This is a genomic window from Parabacteroides sp. D25, assembly GCF_000307475.1.
Lineage (GTDB): Bacteria > Bacteroidota > Bacteroidia > Bacteroidales > Tannerellaceae > Parabacteroides > Parabacteroides distasonis.
Window position 1 is genome coordinate 262,229 of record NZ_JH976500.1, and the last position, 15,775, is coordinate 278,003.

The 15,775-nt window shown below is 43.4% G+C and carries 13 protein-coding genes; 5 read left to right on the top strand and 8 right to left on the bottom strand.

The window, feature by feature from the left end; genetic code table 11:
• Positions 1 to 102 precede the first annotated feature (102 nt).
• Positions 103 to 1,680, top strand: coding sequence for a carboxylase (locus tag HMPREF0999_RS01030; RefSeq protein ID WP_009274940.1), 1,578 nt, complete (start codon positions 103 to 105; stop codon positions 1,678 to 1,680).
• Positions 1,681 to 1,822: 142 nt separating this feature from the next.
• Here HMPREF0999_RS01030 and rpiB read toward each other — a convergent pair whose 3' ends face one another.
• From rpiB to HMPREF0999_RS01060, 6 genes are all read right to left on the bottom strand, one after another.
• The gene (gene rpiB, locus HMPREF0999_RS01035; RefSeq protein WP_005858101.1) at positions 1,823 to 2,254 is read right to left on the bottom strand and encodes a ribose 5-phosphate isomerase B; all 432 of its coding nucleotides are present in this window, start codon (positions 2,252 to 2,254) and stop codon (positions 1,823 to 1,825) included.
• Positions 2,255 to 2,256: 2 nt separating this feature from the next.
• A complete protein-coding gene (locus tag HMPREF0999_RS01040; protein ID WP_008774256.1) occupies positions 2,257 to 4,287 on the bottom strand; it encodes a transketolase family protein in 2,031 nt (676 codons plus the stop codon).
• A gap of 180 nt (positions 4,288 to 4,467) precedes the next feature.
• On the bottom strand, positions 4,468 to 5,160 hold the full coding sequence (locus HMPREF0999_RS01045; RefSeq protein ID WP_005858097.1) for an NUDIX hydrolase: 693 nt from the start codon (positions 5,158 to 5,160) through the stop codon (positions 4,468 to 4,470).
• 20 nt (positions 5,161 to 5,180) lie between these two features.
• Positions 5,181 to 6,326, bottom strand: a complete 1,146-nt coding sequence (gene galK, locus HMPREF0999_RS01050; RefSeq protein ID WP_009274941.1) for a galactokinase — start codon at positions 6,324 to 6,326, stop codon at positions 5,181 to 5,183.
• A gap of 107 nt (positions 6,327 to 6,433) precedes the next feature.
• A complete protein-coding gene (locus tag HMPREF0999_RS01055; protein ID WP_005858093.1) occupies positions 6,434 to 7,708 on the bottom strand; it encodes an MFS transporter in 1,275 nt (424 codons plus the stop codon).
• Between the two features lie 45 nt (positions 7,709 to 7,753).
• Positions 7,754 to 8,830: an aldose epimerase family protein gene (locus HMPREF0999_RS01060; RefSeq protein WP_009274942.1), complete on the bottom strand. Its 1,077-nt coding sequence runs from the start codon at positions 8,828 to 8,830 to the stop codon at positions 7,754 to 7,756.
• A 225-nt stretch (positions 8,831 to 9,055) separates the two neighbouring features.
• Between HMPREF0999_RS01060 and HMPREF0999_RS01065 the strand changes: the two genes are divergently transcribed.
• Entirely contained in the window at positions 9,056 to 11,515 is a 2,460-nt protein-coding gene (locus tag HMPREF0999_RS01065) for a hypothetical protein (RefSeq protein WP_005858089.1), read from the top strand.
• 239 nt (positions 11,516 to 11,754) lie between these two features.
• Here the strand turns inward: HMPREF0999_RS01065 and HMPREF0999_RS22385 are convergent, their stop codons facing one another.
• Positions 11,755 to 11,967, bottom strand: coding sequence for a hypothetical protein (locus tag HMPREF0999_RS22385; protein WP_154396028.1), 213 nt, complete (start codon positions 11,965 to 11,967; stop codon positions 11,755 to 11,757).
• A gap of 289 nt (positions 11,968 to 12,256) precedes the next feature.
• Here HMPREF0999_RS22385 and HMPREF0999_RS01075 point away from each other — a divergent pair, with 289 nt between their 5' ends.
• Together HMPREF0999_RS01075 and HMPREF0999_RS22845 are read left to right on the top strand one after the other, a co-directional pair.
• Positions 12,257 to 14,026 carry an ABC transporter permease gene (locus HMPREF0999_RS01075; RefSeq protein WP_009274943.1) on the top strand — a complete coding sequence of 590 codons (1,770 nt, stop codon included), beginning with the start codon at positions 12,257 to 12,259 and terminating at the stop codon, positions 14,024 to 14,026.
• 117 nt (positions 14,027 to 14,143) lie between these two features.
• Complete coding sequence (locus HMPREF0999_RS22845; protein ID WP_226769894.1) at positions 14,144 to 14,605, top strand: ABC transporter permease; 462 nt, start codon at positions 14,144 to 14,146, stop codon at positions 14,603 to 14,605.
• Between the two features lie 104 nt (positions 14,606 to 14,709).
• Here HMPREF0999_RS22845 and HMPREF0999_RS01080 read toward each other — a convergent pair whose 3' ends face one another.
• Positions 14,710 to 15,240, bottom strand: a complete 531-nt coding sequence (locus HMPREF0999_RS01080; RefSeq protein WP_009274945.1) for a DJ-1/PfpI family protein — start codon at positions 15,238 to 15,240, stop codon at positions 14,710 to 14,712.
• A gap of 166 nt (positions 15,241 to 15,406) precedes the next feature.
• Between HMPREF0999_RS01080 and HMPREF0999_RS01085 the strand changes: the two genes are divergently transcribed.
• Positions 15,407 to 15,760, top strand: coding sequence for a winged helix-turn-helix transcriptional regulator (locus tag HMPREF0999_RS01085; protein WP_005858079.1), 354 nt, complete (start codon positions 15,407 to 15,409; stop codon positions 15,758 to 15,760).
• Positions 15,761 to 15,775: the final 15 nt, after the last annotated feature.

The window sequence follows — 15,775 nt, forward strand, 5'->3', positions numbered from 1 at the left end:
TTAGAAAAATTGGTTATTATTAACCCCGTAATCTTTATCAAATTTGTTTAGATCTTGTTATATAATCAGAATATTGACTAAAACGATCTAAACAAATTTGGTATGATACGTAAATTATTGATTCGTGATTTGACTCTTCGCGATGGTCAGCAATCGGCATTCGCTACAAGAATGTCTCAAGCGCAAATAGACCGTGTACTTCCTTACTACAAAGACGCAGGCTTTTATGCCATGGAAGTATGGGGTGGGGCGGTTCCCGATTCCGTGATGCGTTATTTAGGTGAGAATCCGTGGGATCGTTTAGAGATCATCAAAGAGAAAATAGGAAATTCCTCCAAGTTATCCGCTCTTTCCCGTGGGCGTAATTTATTCGGTTATAATCCTTATCCCGACGAGATTATAGAAGGCTTTTGCCGGAACTCGATTCGTTCTGGTATCGATATCATGCGTATTTTCGATGCTTTGAACGACGTGGATAACGTGAAATCCACGATCCGTTATGTGAAGAAATTCGGGGGAAAGGCTGACTGTGCCATCTGTTATACGATAGATCCTCACCATTCCCCGGTAGAACGTATAAAAGCCGCCTTGCATGGACGGCCCTTGCATAAGCCTGTTTTTACGAATGAGTATTTCTTAAACAAGGCCCTTCAACTGGAGTCGCTGGGCGCTGATATGATCACCCTGAAGGATATGAGTGGTTTGATACCTCCGGCTCGTACGGCGGAATTGGTGCGATTGTTCAAGAAGAGCCTGAAGGTACCGGTGGATTTCCATACGCATAGTACGCCCGGTTACGGATTGGCGTCGGTCGTATCCGCCATTATCAATGGGGTGGACATCGTTGATACGAATATCTGGAACTTCGCCGGAGGACCGGCCGCTCCCGCCGTGGAGCTGGTCTATATCTTCTGCAAGAAATTGGGTATCGAGCTGGATCTTGATATGGACGCGATCGCTAAGATCAACAAGGAGTTATTGACGATCCGCAAGGAGCTTTCCGTGTTCGATACCGCGAAGAAATTCCCGAGGCCCTTTAATCCCGTAGAGGATAGTTTCCCCGCCGAGATCGACCGCTTCTTCAACGATGCCATCGAGGCCGCCCGGAAAGATAAGGAGGACGATTTGCTGCTTTATTGCCGTGCGATCGAGGAGTATTTTGATTTCCCCGAGCCGAACGAGTTGGTGAAAAAAGCGCAGATCCCGGGAGGTATGTATACGAATATGGTTGCCCAGTTGAAGCAATTGGGGCAGATCGACTTGTTGGAGAAGGCGATGTCGCTCATTCCGCAAGTACGGATGGATGCCGGCTTACCTCCGTTGGTGACGCCTACGAGCCAGATTATCGGGGCGCAAGCGGTTTCCTGTGCGCTGGATGAGCTGAAAGGTCGCCCGATGTATAGTAATCCTTCCAACCAGTTTATCGCCTTGGTAAAAGGAGAGTATGGCAAGACGCCGATTCCGGTAGATCCGGCGTTTCGGTTGAAAATCGCCGGCGTACAAAATGAGGTGCCTTACGACGGTTCCCATTACGTGATGCAAGAGAATCCTGTATTGGAGGATTTGGATGTGCTATTAGCTGAGAATGAGAAAGAAATACTGTTGCTGGAGTTGTTCCCGACGGTAGCCCGTACATTTTTAACTAAATGGAAAGAACAAAAAGCGAGATCGACTGTTTAATAGTAGAAAGTCCTCAAATTTGGCATCCGTCATCTATTATATGTACGTTGCCGTTTAAACGGTGATACGAAAAGGCTCTCCGAATGGTAAGCGAACCATGGGAGAGCCTTCTTTATTTTATAAAGTGACTTTTACGCGGACTCTACAAAGGGATCTTGTCTATACGACGTTGGTGGCGACCACCCTCAAAAGGTGTATCCAAGAATATCTCAACGATTTTCTTAGCCTCTTCCTTGCTGATAAAACGACCGGGCATTGATAACACGTTCGCGTCGTTATGCTCACGTGCCAGTTTCGCGATATCCTCTCGCCAGCATAAGGCGGCACGGACACCCCGATGTTTGTTCAAGGTCATACTAATGCCATTCCCTGTACCGCAGACAGCTATTCCCGGATAAACCTCGCCAGCTTCTACGGCCTTGCCCATCAGATGGGCGAAATCCGGATAATCGCAACTGTCAGAAGAATAAGTTCCAAAATCTTTATAAGACAATCCCCTTTTATCGAGGATTGTCTTTATATATTCTTTTAACTCAAAACCAGCGTGATCGCTACACAAACCTACTATACCCATCTTTATGCTAATAATTCTTTTACTTGGTTATAAACGTTCTTAGCCGTGAAACCTAATTTCTCGTCCAATACTTTGTAAGGGGCGGAGAAACCGAAGGATTCAAGTCCCCATACCTTGCCGTTAGGACCTACCAAACCTTCCAGATTAACCGGAAGACCAGCGGTTAAGCCGAAAATCCTGCTTCCTGCGGGAAGAATGGATTCTTGGTACTCTTTGCTTTGTGAACGGAATAGACCTTCGGAAGGAACGGAAACGATACGAACCTTTATGCCTTCAGCACGAAGTAAGGCGGCGCCCTCGACCAAAGTTGATACCTCGGAACCGGAAGCCAAAAGAATTACATCTGCGTTAGCGTCTTCATTGACGATATAGGCACCCTTTTCCGCCTGCAAAGCCTCTTGATAGCGGTTTTCCTTAGCGGGAAGATCTGTGATATTCTGACGGGAAAGAATCAATGCGGTAGGAGTGTAAACGTTCTCCATCGCTAGTTTCCATGCGACTGTTGTCTCCACAACGTCTGCCGGACGAAGTACCAACATGGAGTTGTGTCCCTTATGATTCTTCAATTTCTCTAATAAACGAACTTGAGCTTCTTGCTCTACCGGCTCGTGCGTAGGTCCGTCTTCTCCAACACGGAAAGCGTCGTGTGTCCAGATGAACTTAACGGGCTGCTCCATCAACGCGGCCATACGTAACGCAGGTTTCATGTAATCGGAGAATACGAAGAATGTACCGCAAGCGGCGATCACGCCACCATGTAAAGACATACCGATACAGATACAAGCCATAGAAAGCTCGGCTACACCCGCTTGGAAGAAAGCTCCGCTAAAGTCGCCTTTCACGAAAGCATGGGTCTTTTTCAAGAAGCCGTCTGTCTTATCGGAATTGGAAAGGTCGGCGGAAGCGACGATCATGTTTTCTACATGGGTAGCAAGCACTCCTAATACGGTAGCGGAAGCGGCACGGGTCGCTTGGTTCGCTTTCTGCTCGATTGCGGCCCAGTCGATTTGAGGAGCCTTTCCGGAGAACCATTGCTCCATCTTAGCCGCTAAGTCCGGGTGAGCTTTCGCCCATACGTCTTTCACGGCGTAACGTTCGGCGACGATTACTTCCAATTCTTTCGTGCGTTTGGCATATAATTCGGCTACCTCAGGAAGGATTGCGAACGGATGTTCCGGATCACCTCCTAGGTTCTTAATCGTATCCGCTATAGAAGCTCCTGCCGCAGATAAAGGTTGTCCGTGAGTAGATACCTTATTCTCGTAACAACTGTTATCAGCGCCGACAGCACCTTTCCCCATAACGGTGTTACCGATGATCAAAGTCGGTTTGGAGATCTCTGCCTTAGCCTCTTTTAAAGCCTTGCGGATCTCGTTTACGTCGTTACCGTTTATTTGAATGACTTTCCAGCCCCAAGCCTCGTATTTCATGGCTACGTTCTCTGCGTCAACGTCTTCTACCTTGGTAGATAGCTGTACGTTGTTAGCGTCGTAGAACATGATCAAGTTGTCCAGTCCTAAAGTTCCGGCGATACGTCCGGCACCTTGGGAGATTTCCTCTTGGATACCTCCATCGGAAATATATGCGTAAATAGTCTGGTTCATTACTTCCTCACCCAGACGTGCTTTCAAGAATTTAGCCGCGATAGCCGCACCTACCGCATAAGTATGTCCTTGTCCCAACGGGCCGGACGTATTTTCGATACCACGCATAACGTCTACCTCAGGATGTCCCGGAGTAACGCTTCCCCATTGGCGGAACTGTTGAAGTTCATCCAATGTGAATTTGCCGCTTAAAGCCAGTACGGAATAAAGCATCGGAGACATATGCCCCGGGTCAAGGAAGAAACGATCGCGTCCTTCCCATTTGGGATTCTTGGGATCGTATATTAAGAACTCTGAGAACAGTACGTTAACAAAGTCTGCACCACCCATAGCGCCACCCGGGTGCCCGGAGTTCGCTTTCTCCACCATTGACGCAGCCAGTATACGGATGTTATCAGCTGCTTTGTTCATTACTTGAATATCGTTCATTTTATCAGATGAATTATTTATTTGACTGCAAAGATAATCAAACTCTTTGTAAGAGCCGTTATATCAATCAAACAATTCCTTTTCGGTAAAGGTTCCTATCTTCTTATATTTTTGATAAATTGAGAGATATTTAAGATAGCCCGCTGAGCGCCTTATTCTTGCGGATATACATCATTCGGATTAGAGCGAGAAGTCGAAACCCTGTTCAACCCATTTGTTGTATTTTTTCTCGTTGAATTTGTAGAGGAAAGCTCCTCGTTTGGAACTTTTCTTGTCTTTGATATCCAGTTTCTCCAGAATATCCATGGCGTTTAGCTTTTTGCGAAAGTTCCGTTTGTCTAAAGGGGTTTGGTAAATGGCCTCATACAATGTCTGTAGTTGGGGCAAGGTAAATTGCTCGGGAAGCAAATTGAAACCGATAGGGCGGCTTGCCGCCTTCTTTTTAAGGACGGACAACGTATCGTTTATCATTTGGTTATGGTCGAAAATCAAGTCGGGAAGCTCGGATATCTTGGTCCAAGTAGCGTTATGGCTTTCCAAGATCTCGGGGCTGAAATCATTCATATTCACCAAGGAATAGTAAGCTACGGAGATAACCCGTTCCCCTAAGTCACGCGATACATCTCCGTAAGCCCCTATTTGTTCCATAAAAAGATGCTCGATACCCGTGCAATCCGTTAATACCCGTGATGCTGCTTCATTCACGCTTTCCCCGGATTTCACGAAGCCTCCCATAAGGGACCATTGTCCTTTCATCGGCTCGAACGAACGTTTGTATAATAAAACATTCAACTCCTTATTGTTAAACCCTAGAATGATACAATCTACGGCAACATAGAATTTTACTTCGTCTTGATAAAAAGCTGCTGACATCGTTTTATGGATTTTAAAGATTAACAGAGCTTGCGTGCTCCGTCGCTGATTACTACATTATATAATTTAGGTTCACGGCCAAACTTCTCTTTATAAGCAGAGAAGGCTTTCTTCACGAAATCGTCGTACAACTCATCCTTAACCAAGTTTATCGTACAACCACCGAATCCTCCACCCATGACACGAGAACCGGTTACACCACATTCCTTGGCGATATTGTTCAAGAAATCCAGTTCCTCGCAGCTAACTTCATAAAGCTTGCTCATACCCTGATGCGTGCCGTACATCTTTTCGCCGACAGTCTCATAGTCGCCTTTCTCCAGAGCGGCACATACGTCGAGTACGCGTTGGATTTCCTCGATAACATATTCGGCACGCATGTAATCCTCTGCGCTGACATCCGCTTTTACCTCGTTCAGCATCTCCATCGTAGCGTCACGTAAGAACTCTACTTCCGGATGGTTGCGGCGAATGGCGGCTACCACGTTCTCACAGGATTTACGGCGTTTGTTGTAGGCTGAGGACGCCAACTCGTGCTTAACGACCGAATCCAATAACACGAGTTTGTAACCAACCGGATTAAACGGATAATATTTATATTCCAAAGAACGGCAATCCAAGCGGATCAAACTTCCGGCCTTGCCGAATACGGAAGCGAATTGGTCCATGATACCGCAATTCACGCCACAATAATTATGTTCTGTAGCCTGACCGATCTTAGCCAACTCGAATTTATCGATGTTCAATGAGAATAAGTCATTCAATGCGAAAGCATAAGTACTTTCCAATGCGGCGGAAGAAGACATTCCAGCGCCCAGAGGTACGTCTCCAGCGAATACGGTATCGAAACCTTGGATATTGCCACCTCGTTTAATAATCTCCCGGCATACGCCAAAGATATATCTTGCCCAGCTTGCGGAAGGAGCGTCCTCCTCGGTCAAGCCGAATTCAGCGTAATCATTTAAGTCGATGGAGAACGCCCGGACTTTGCCCGTCCCATTTGGTTTGATCTCGGCGATCATTCCTTTATCTACGGCACCCGGAAAAACGAAACCTCCATTATAATCAGTATGTTCACCGATCAAGTTAATACGTCCCGGAGATGTGTATAAGCTACCTTCGGTATTAAATAACTCTTTAAATTTAGTTCTGATTTTTTGTTGCATGATACTTAATTTGATTAAGGTAAATAATTGAATAAACAAGAAGAAATTATCCATTCAGAAAACTCTGCCGGATAATTTCTTCTTTATTATATTATGTCCTGTCCTTATTATTCAACAGGAATATCTTTGTTTACGTTCTTGCTACCAATCAAAGCGTAATATAGCAAATATGCCAATCCTAGGAATACCACCCAGAAGCTGGTAATGAAACCGCCAGCGTCGGCTACGGCTCCTTGGATCAACGGAAGAATACCTCCACCGCAAACCATTACCATGAAGATACCGGAAGCGGCTGCCGTATATTTACCTAAACCTTCTACTGCCAAGTTGAAGATACCACCCCACATGATGGAAGTACATAAACCACAAAGAGCCATGAACATGATTCCGACAGGAACCTCAACCATACCGAAAGAGATATCTGACAAGAATACAGGCATACTAACTTTAGTCGTAGCAGGGGCAAAGATAGCGATCAAGATAAAGATCATACCTACCGTGGCGGCTGATGACAACATCGCCTTACTAGAGATCTTAGCTCCGAAAGAGGCACCGAACAGACGTCCGATCATCATCAAGAACCAATATGTACCCACGATAGAACCGGCTACTGTAGGATCGATACCGATCTCAGAAGAAGTAGCGAACAAGTTCATGAAGTTAGGAATACCTACTTCGACACCCACATACAAGAAGATTGCGATGGCACCTAAAATGAAGTGACGGAAAGAAAGCGCGCTGTGCTTGTCCGGAGTCTTGGCTTCATTTTCCTTAACCATATGCGGTTCTGGAATTTGCATGCAGAACAATACGATAAATACGATGGCAAAGATACCCATAGCCAAGAACAATGCCGGGTTAGCGTCACTGATCTGAGCCTTAGCAGCGTCACCGATCAAATAACCAACCAATACCGGAACGATCGTAGCACCGATAGAGTTCACGGAACCGGCAACCTGAATTAATTGGTTACCTTTGTTTCCACCACCACCTAGCGTGTTCAACATCGGGTTTACTACGGTATTCAACATACACATAGAGAAACCGGACACGAAAGCACCTGTCAAATAAACAGCGTAGCTACCAGCCACACCGGAAAGATAAGAAATGCCTACACCACAGAAACCTACGATGATCGCTAACAAAGCGGTTTTCTTGTAACCGATCTTCTGCAATAGCATACCGGCCGGAATACCCATGAAGGCATAGGCGATAAAGTTAGCTGCGTTACCCAGCTGCGACATGAAGTTGCTGGCAGCGAACTGGTTCTTAACGATGATACCGAATGGGTTCTGTAGACCCGTCACGAAAGATATCATGAAGAAGAGAGCCACCATCATGATAATAGGCAATGTGTAATTCTTTTTTGCTGTTGATTCCATTTCTTTTTTGTTGTTTTAGATTATTAGATTACTTAAATTATTCTCTTATTCTACACTGAATTTATAAATAGTAGTACTTTGGAAAATCTCGCCCGGGCGGAGTTCCGTTGTCGGATATTCCGGTTTGTTGGGGCTATCGGGGAAATGTTGGGTTTCCAGACATAAAGCGGCCCGTTCCGGGTAGCGTTGTCCGTTCTTACCTTCGAAATTCCCAGTCATCCAGTTACCTGTGTATAATTGCACGCCCGGTTGAGTCGTATAAGTTTCCATTACGATACCGGTCTTGGGGGAGGAGCAGCGAGCGCAGTAAGAAAGTTCGTTGTCTTCTTTATTTAATATGTACGTGTGGTCATATCCCTTACCGAATATAAGCTGTTCGAAATTGTCATTGATTCGTTCGCCTACCTCATGAGGAGTCCGGAAGTCCATCGGTGTACCTTCTACTTTCTCTTTAGGTCCGTACGGGATTGCCGTATTGTCTGTAGGCAGGTAATAGTCGGCGTTGATCGTGAGGATATGGTCTCCTATATAAGGATCTCCCGCACCGGATAGGTTAAAATAAGAATGATTGGTTAGGTTCAAGACCGTAGGTTTGTCCGTAGAGGCTTGATAGGAGATAACGACCTCATTCTCATTTGTCAGATGATAAGTTACGGTTGTCTTTAGTTCTCCGGGGAAACCTTCTTCGCCATCGGCGGAGGTATATTTCAATTCAATGGTTTGCTCGTCTATTTGCTTGGCGTCCCATACGACCGCATTGAATCCCTTGATTCCGCCATGCAAGCTATTGGGGCCATTATTTATGGCTAATTTGTCATAAGTAACACCGTCGATCGTGAATTTTCCAGCGGCGATACGATTTCCATAACGACCGCAAATGGCACCGAAATAAGGTTCTTCTGATGTTAAGTACTCTTCAATCGAATTATGGCCAGTAACGACATCGGTCATTTTTCCGTTCTTATCCGGAACCATCAGCGAGACGATTTTCGCTCCATAATTCGTGATCGCTAGCTCTGCTCCAACCTTGTTACACAGGGTATAAAGCGCCGTTTCTTTCCCGTCAATTTGCTTGCTGAAGTTAGCAACAGACAAGCCCGACAGTGTATTTATGTTCTTCATGCGTATCAATATTATTGAAATTGCGTGTAAAAGTAACTTTCTTCTTTGTATTTATAACCTTTCTGAATAATGTTTTATAGCATGATTTTAGATTTGTCTGCCAAAAATATATAATTATTGCTTGTTTATACGTCAAGTCCTTGATTCTTCTCTTAGGCTAAAAAAACAAAACAACTCTTGTCTTACCCCTGTTATTAGTAAAACAGAGATAGAAAGAAATTGTCCATGCGGTCATCCTATAAATATATCATACTCATACTCTTTGTGCTTATGCCCGGCTTGCTTTATTCCCAATCTCAAGATTGGGTACGTAAGTCCATTTATCCGCAAGCGGATAGTGGTAAAAGCAAGATCTATAATTGGATGTGGGGGAGGCATTATCGTCACCTTTATACGATCCCGATCAGGGTTCCTTCGGCTACGATAGAAACGTTGGGGGGTGGGATGGACATCGTCGGGCAAGCGGAAGGGTTTCACGGATTATTGTTGGAGAATAAGCGTAAGCAATTGTATTTGCTAAAGCCCTTGGGTGGCTCTACGAGTTTCTTGGAGTCGAAGTTTTTCCGGGAAATATATAATAAGGCTGATTTTAAGAATACCTATTTGGATGAGTTCTTAGGAGATGCTTATACGATTATCAATCCCTATACCTTTTTGGTCGCAGATTATTTAGCGAAGTCCGCGGGATTGAGTTTTTCTCCCTCCAGTATTTACTATATTCCTTCCCACATGCGGAAAGACACGGTTGCGGACGGCAGCGACATACAAGATAGGCTGGTCAATCTAATCAATGTTCCGGATATTAATTTAAGGTCTAATTTGTATACCACGGAAGACTTTCTAGACAGCCTTCAAGTGAGTAAAAACTATATGGCGGATCAAAATCTATACATTCGGGAACGTATTTTCGATATGTGGATCGGAGATTGGAATAAGACGAACGAAAACTGGGAGTGGCAATCACATACCGTCAATGATAGCGTAATTTATACCCCGATCGTGATCGATAGGAATCATGCTTTCACGAAGGTGGACGGAGTATTGTTCAAGCAAATGTTGAAGATGTTATCGTTGGATTTTATCTGTAATTATGATAGCTTGATTTTAAAAGATACAAAGAAAATCAATAAGCTAGCTTTTGCGCTGGATATGGCGGTAGCAGGCCGCAGTGATGAGTCGGTTTGGATACGCCAAGCCCAAGAAATTCGGAAACAGATGACCGACTCTTTGATCGATAGCGCTTTTACTTATTTGCCGGAAGGTGTAAAACATGATGAGATAGAACTGATTAAACGAAAGTTGAAACGAAGGAGGCTAGAACTGGAAGCGGTTGCCAGCCAATATTATCGCTTATTGCAACGTACGCCAGTGGTTGCCGGAACCAATCAATCCGATTATTTCTTGATCGAGCGGCAAGCGCCGGACCGAACTATTTTACGGATTTATGATCCCGAGACCGGAGACTGTAGGTTGGAACAACAATTCTCCGGCAGGGAAACCAAGGAACTGTGGTTATACGGGCTTGCGGGAAACGATACGTTTGAAGTGAAGGGAAATACACGGAAAGATTTTCCGATATACTTGATCTCCGGAGAGGGGGAGAACCAATACCAATTGAATCATAACCGGAAAATACATGTCTATGATAAGGATTATAAATATGATTACCAGAAGATAAAATACCATAAGATATCTTTTACCCCGTGGGGAATATATGACTCGGATAAAGGTATAAGTTTGGGTACGTTCTTTACATATACGATGTATGGCTTTAAACGAGCCCCATTTACCTATCAGCATCGGATCGGGTATAATTATTTGAAAGGGTTTATGTATGCAGGTGTCTTCCCTAATTATGACGGCCGGAGACGTTTATACCTGAATGCCTCCATCTCTTCACCCCGTAACTTCGAGAACTTCTTCGGATTTGGAAATAATACGGCGGGCTATAAAGAGGAAAAAAAGAATTATAACCGGGTGAAGCTCCGGACGTATATGCTTAATCCATCCTTCGAGATGGATTTGAGGAAGGAAGAGGTGGTGACATTCTTTGGCTCTTTGGATATGTATAAGGCTAAACGTACGGATGATCGATATATTTATACGGTTTATGGAGAAGATCATCCTATTTTCCGTACGAATTATTTCGTGGGTCTTGGGGCTACTTACCGGATAACGAAACAGCCTTATTCGTGGCTTCCCCTATTGGAAACCGAATGGACGGCCGGATGGAAAATGAATTTGAAAAAGCCGGAGCGTAATTTCCCCTATGCGCAGGGAAGCCTTTCATGGAACGTACGGTTCTCGGATCGTTTTACTTGGGCCTCCTTGATGAAGGGGACGGTATTATTCGATAATGACTATGAGTTCTATCAAGCCGCCACGATTGATTTAAGGGGATTTCGTGATAACCGTTTTATCGGAAAGCAATCCTTTTACCAATACTCGGATTTACGCTTGGACATGGGAAAACTAAAGAATCCGTTCACTCCCTTAAAATATGGTCTATTCGCGGGCTTTGATTATGGTAGGGTCTGGTTTCCCGGTGAGCGTTCCCATAGTTGGCATACTTCCTATGGTGGCGGGATTTGGCTTACTTTCTTGAATAAGTTCACCACTAAATATTCTTGGTTCGGCTCGACGGATAGTTTCCGGTTCGCCTTTGAGTTGGGGCTTGGGTTTTGATATAGTCTCAAACTTACACGGTACTGATGAGGGAAATTCTCATCATAATAAGGAGGGTTATTGTCTATTTCTATATTTGTTCTTGTCTTCTGTCGTATGATCCGGTAAAAACGTGTACGTGTTTTCCGAAAAACATGTACGACTTTTGTGGAAAACATGTACGTGTTTTTTCAGAAATATAATCATGTTTTTAAGGATGATGATAATCAATGATTTACATATTCGTGTTATTTGCATGCTTATTGTTTGGATTTATTGAGTGAAAATCCATACATTTGCCTTTGATCAATTTTGTTCTTGTTATGAAAATGGTTAAGGGCAATGTTTTTGTGCATGGTCGTTTTTGCCGCATTGACTGTGGTCGCCAACGATTCTTTCTCCCAAAAGGAGGTACGGGTGTGTGCTTCTACATCTTTATTTTCAATAGCGAATAAAGAGCCGGCTGCTTTCATCTCTTTTCAAGAAATCATAACTCCTTTGACGTCTTTCCCCGCTTTTGGGGAGAAGCTTTTGTTTCTTATTGCCTCATTGACTTTTTTCCTCGCTTTGTTTACCCTGTCGGTAGCTTTGTTGTTTTACGAACGGAGGGTAAGTTATGTTCGATTAAAATCCGTCTTTTGGCAAGAACGATACTCTTGCTATGTGCTTTGTCGTATGCTGGATTAGACATGATTATGCCCTGTCTTTAAGGGTATAGGGGAGAATTGTGTCAATTTATTATATACGAAAAACAAGCGTATCATGAACTCTATATATCGAAATTTTATTATCACGTTGAAGGTAAATAAAATGGCGGCAACACTAAATATATGCGGCCTCGTTATCGCCTTTACTTTATTTGATAGCGTAGCTATCCGTACGGAATCCGAACGAACTTTTGATAAAATACACTCGAAAGCCGAGGCTATTTATCGATTGGATTGTGTGACAAGTAAAAGTCAATGGCCTACGCAAATCCTGCCTTTTGCCCAAGCGTTCGCCTCGTCTTCTCCACATATATTGGAAAGTACGATCATAAATCCTTACGTAGGGGAAGTTTATTTTACGATCGGGAGGGACGAGATTCTCAAAGGTTATAAGGAACCGGTGATAACCTGTACTCCGGGGATCGTTTCTATATTTGACTTCCAATTGGTGGAAGGTTCACTGGATTGCTTAGATGATCCGGAGAAATGCCTTTTGCCGGAGAGTATGGCACGGAAGATATTTGGCGAGTCATCGGCTATTGGTAAGGAGTTGCTTGCGGAAGAAGAGATTTGGAGCAAGGAACGGAAATCACTAGTCGTAGGAGGAGTTTATAAAGATTTCCCGGAAAACACACAATTGAATAATGCCATTTATACTTCTTTATCGTCGACTTATTGTATGGATGATTGGGATAACTGGATTTTCCTTTGTTATGTCCTTTTAGATGATCCGTCACAAAAAGATCTCATTTGCTCCCAGTTTAACCAAGCATTCCCCTTCAAGCAATACGAGAGGCTCCAAGAGGTACAGACCCGTTTGGTGAATTTATGCGATATTTATTATATGAATGATATGAATAGCGTTACTTACATAAAATCAGGGAATAAAAGACAAACGGATTTGTTGTTTAGCGCCTCGTTTCTAGTGGTATTGATAGCAGTGATTAATTTTATAAACTTTACAATGGCATTGGTTCCGGCAAGAATAAAAAGTATTAACATCCGCAAAATTCTAGGGGACTCGGTACGGTGGTTGCGTGGATTTCTTTGGTTGGAGTCTTTTCTTTTTGCGTTATTGTCTTATGCTATATCCTTGTTGCTGTTATTGGTTTATGAAGGTTGCATTGGAGGAGGCTTTCATATGAAGGGAATAGTTTTTTTTGGTGGATTATTTATGGCTTTGTGTGCGGGACTATTGGCCGGTGCATATCCGGCTATTTATGCGACTTCTATTCCTCAGCGAATCGTGCTGAACGGTTCTTTCGGTTTGTCTCCAAAGGGAAAAAGAATGCGGGAATGTCTGGTTGGTTTTCAGTATACGGTTTCAATTATATTGATCGTCCTGTCACTGTTTATTTATAAGCAGATAGAGACAATGCGGAGTCATTCCTTTGGTTTCGGGAATGATAATGTAGTTGTCGTAGAATTGAATAAGGAGATAACCGAGAAATATAAAGAGAATTTTACCAACCGTTTGCGTGATTATGCGGGAATTGAGGATGTGGCTTTCGCCGCTAGTAAGATAGGAGCGACTAATGAGAATCGTGGCGGGGCCGCAGAGTTTAATGGAGAGACTATTTATTTTTATTATTTGAATGTATCACCTAATTTTTTATCCCTTATGGATATTACCGCGAACGAGGGACGTGTCTCAAGGATGGAAGATGGGAGGAATAAAGAGTTGCTTTTGGTTTTTGACCAAAAAGCGAAAAGGCAATTAAACCTTCATGTGGGTGACCGTATGAAAACCTTTTGGGGGAATGATGCCCGGGTATTAGGATTTACGGATGAGGTGGTGATTGCTTCCACACATAAAGCATCGTAGTCGCTAGCTACTTATCCTGTCGCTTTTGTGACGAATGAAGAATTATATATGCCTTACGCTTATATAAAGTTGATGCCGGGGGCTGATAAAGGGAATGTTTTACTTTATATTAGGAATATGCTCAACGAACTTTCCCCTTCATGTTTACCTGATTTTGAGTTTTGCGATACATTCTCCCGGCATCTGTATGAAAAAGAAATCCAGTTTGGCGACCGGGTTATTTTATCCAGTGTTTTATCTATCTGGATGGCATTGGCAGGTATTTTAAGTCTGGTATTGTTTGATGTCCACTATCAGCGGCGAGAAATTGGTATAAGGCGGGTGTATGGATCTTTCGTGAGTGAGATACTATATCGTTTGAATAAAGTCTATTTAAAGGTCTTGCTCATTAGTTTTGTTATCTCGATTCCAGTTTCCTATTATTTTATGGAGAGATGGGCCAGTAATTTTATGGAGAAAGCCCCTGTCGGTTATTTGATTTATTTTGTCGCATTGCTAGGGATCAGTATCCTGACGGTAGGAGTGGTCACGTTCCAAAGTTGGAGGGCGGCGAATGAGAATCCGGTGGATATGTTATAGGCAACTTACATCGGCAACGAAGTTAACTTCATCGGCAAAGTATCTTAGGTTACTTTGCCGACGAACTTAAGATACTTTGCTGATGAAGCTAAGATACTTAGAACTTATTTCTTCAAGGCCTCCAAAACTTGAGGCATCATAGTACAGATATAATGTTCTTCTTTCGCTGTAAAGAAATTGCCATCGACTACGGAATCCTCATCTGTTGCTTGTCCTTTGCTAATGGCAGGCTTAGCCAACGGATGTACCGCTAGCTTCTTTCCTTCCGTGATTCCGGTGAAGTCGAAGAGCATAGCGGCAGCGCAATGTCCAATCATAATTTTACCCTTTTCCCCGAAATTCTTAATCACATCCATTAGATCGATATTGTATTGTTTGCTAGCGTTCTGCTGGAAAACAGGAACCGCATCGCCACAAGCGAATACCATTGCGTCGTATTCATCTTCATGCCCTTTTAAATTAGCGATCACATCGTCTACTGTCAAAGCTATGCCAGAGTTCGTTTTGATCTCTTCTGAATCGGCTACCGCATATACTTTATAAGTAATGCCATTCTCGAAAAATGATTCCAAATATTGGAACAAACCAAATCCATTTACTGGATTTACCGCTAAAACTGCTACTTTCTTTGCCATAATCGTAAATTATTAAGTGATACAATAGTTATTTTTCGTAAGTTTATTACTTTTGTGGCGTAAAAGTAAGCCCCTTTTTTAGAGAAAACAAGAAGGCACTTATAAATAAGGAACTTACATGGATGTAACCATTGTTGAGATTCAAGTAAATAGAAAAGGTTAAAAAATGAAAAACTTTCATCCGACGGGGAATTGCCCCGTGAGAGACGTATTGAGCCGGCTAGGAGATAAATGGTCTATGTTAGTGCTTATCACTTTAAGCGCTAATGGTACCATGCGCTTTAGTGATATCCATAAAACCATCGCGGATGTATCGCAACGTATGCTGACCGTAACCTTGCGCACGTTGGAATCGGATGGTCTGATCGAACGAAAGGTCTATGCGGAAGTTCCTCCCCGAGTAGAATACTGCTTAACGGAAAGAGGATTAAGTCTTATTCCCCATATCCAAGGCTTGGTGGATTGGGCGTTGCAGCAGATGAGTGGTATTATGGAAAGCCGGGTTTTACATACGTCATGACTTGCTCTGGCATTA

Coding starts and splice junctions, on each gene's coding strand:
- HMPREF0999_RS01065 (WP_005858089.1), top strand. CDS start 9,056: ATGCGGTCATCCTATAAATATATCATACTCATACTCTTTGTGCTTATG.
- HMPREF0999_RS01045 (WP_005858097.1), bottom strand. CDS start 5,160: ATGTCAGCAGCTTTTTATCAAGACGAAGTAAAATTCTATGTTGCCGTA.
- HMPREF0999_RS01080 (WP_009274945.1), bottom strand. CDS start 15,240: ATGGCAAAGAAAGTAGCAGTTTTAGCGGTAAATCCAGTAAATGGATTT.
- HMPREF0999_RS01055 (WP_005858093.1), bottom strand. CDS start 7,708: ATGGAATCAACAGCAAAAAAGAATTACACATTGCCTATTATCATGATG.
- HMPREF0999_RS01060 (WP_009274942.1), bottom strand. CDS start 8,830: ATGAAGAACATAAATACACTGTCGGGCTTGTCTGTTGCTAACTTCAGC.
- HMPREF0999_RS01040 (WP_008774256.1), bottom strand. CDS start 4,287: ATGAACGATATTCAAGTAATGAACAAAGCAGCTGATAACATCCGTATA.
- HMPREF0999_RS01085 (WP_005858079.1), top strand. CDS start 15,407: ATGAAAAACTTTCATCCGACGGGGAATTGCCCCGTGAGAGACGTATTG.
- HMPREF0999_RS22845 (WP_226769894.1), top strand. CDS start 14,144: ATGCTCAACGAACTTTCCCCTTCATGTTTACCTGATTTTGAGTTTTGC.
- HMPREF0999_RS22385 (WP_154396028.1), bottom strand. CDS start 11,967: ATGAAAGCAGCCGGCTCTTTATTCGCTATTGAAAATAAAGATGTAGAA.
- HMPREF0999_RS01030 (WP_009274940.1), top strand. CDS start 103: ATGATACGTAAATTATTGATTCGTGATTTGACTCTTCGCGATGGTCAG.
- galK (WP_009274941.1), bottom strand. CDS start 6,326: ATGCAACAAAAAATCAGAACTAAATTTAAAGAGTTATTTAATACCGAA.
- HMPREF0999_RS01075 (WP_009274943.1), top strand. CDS start 12,257: ATGAACTCTATATATCGAAATTTTATTATCACGTTGAAGGTAAATAAA.
- rpiB (WP_005858101.1), bottom strand. CDS start 2,254: ATGGGTATAGTAGGTTTGTGTAGCGATCACGCTGGTTTTGAGTTAAAA.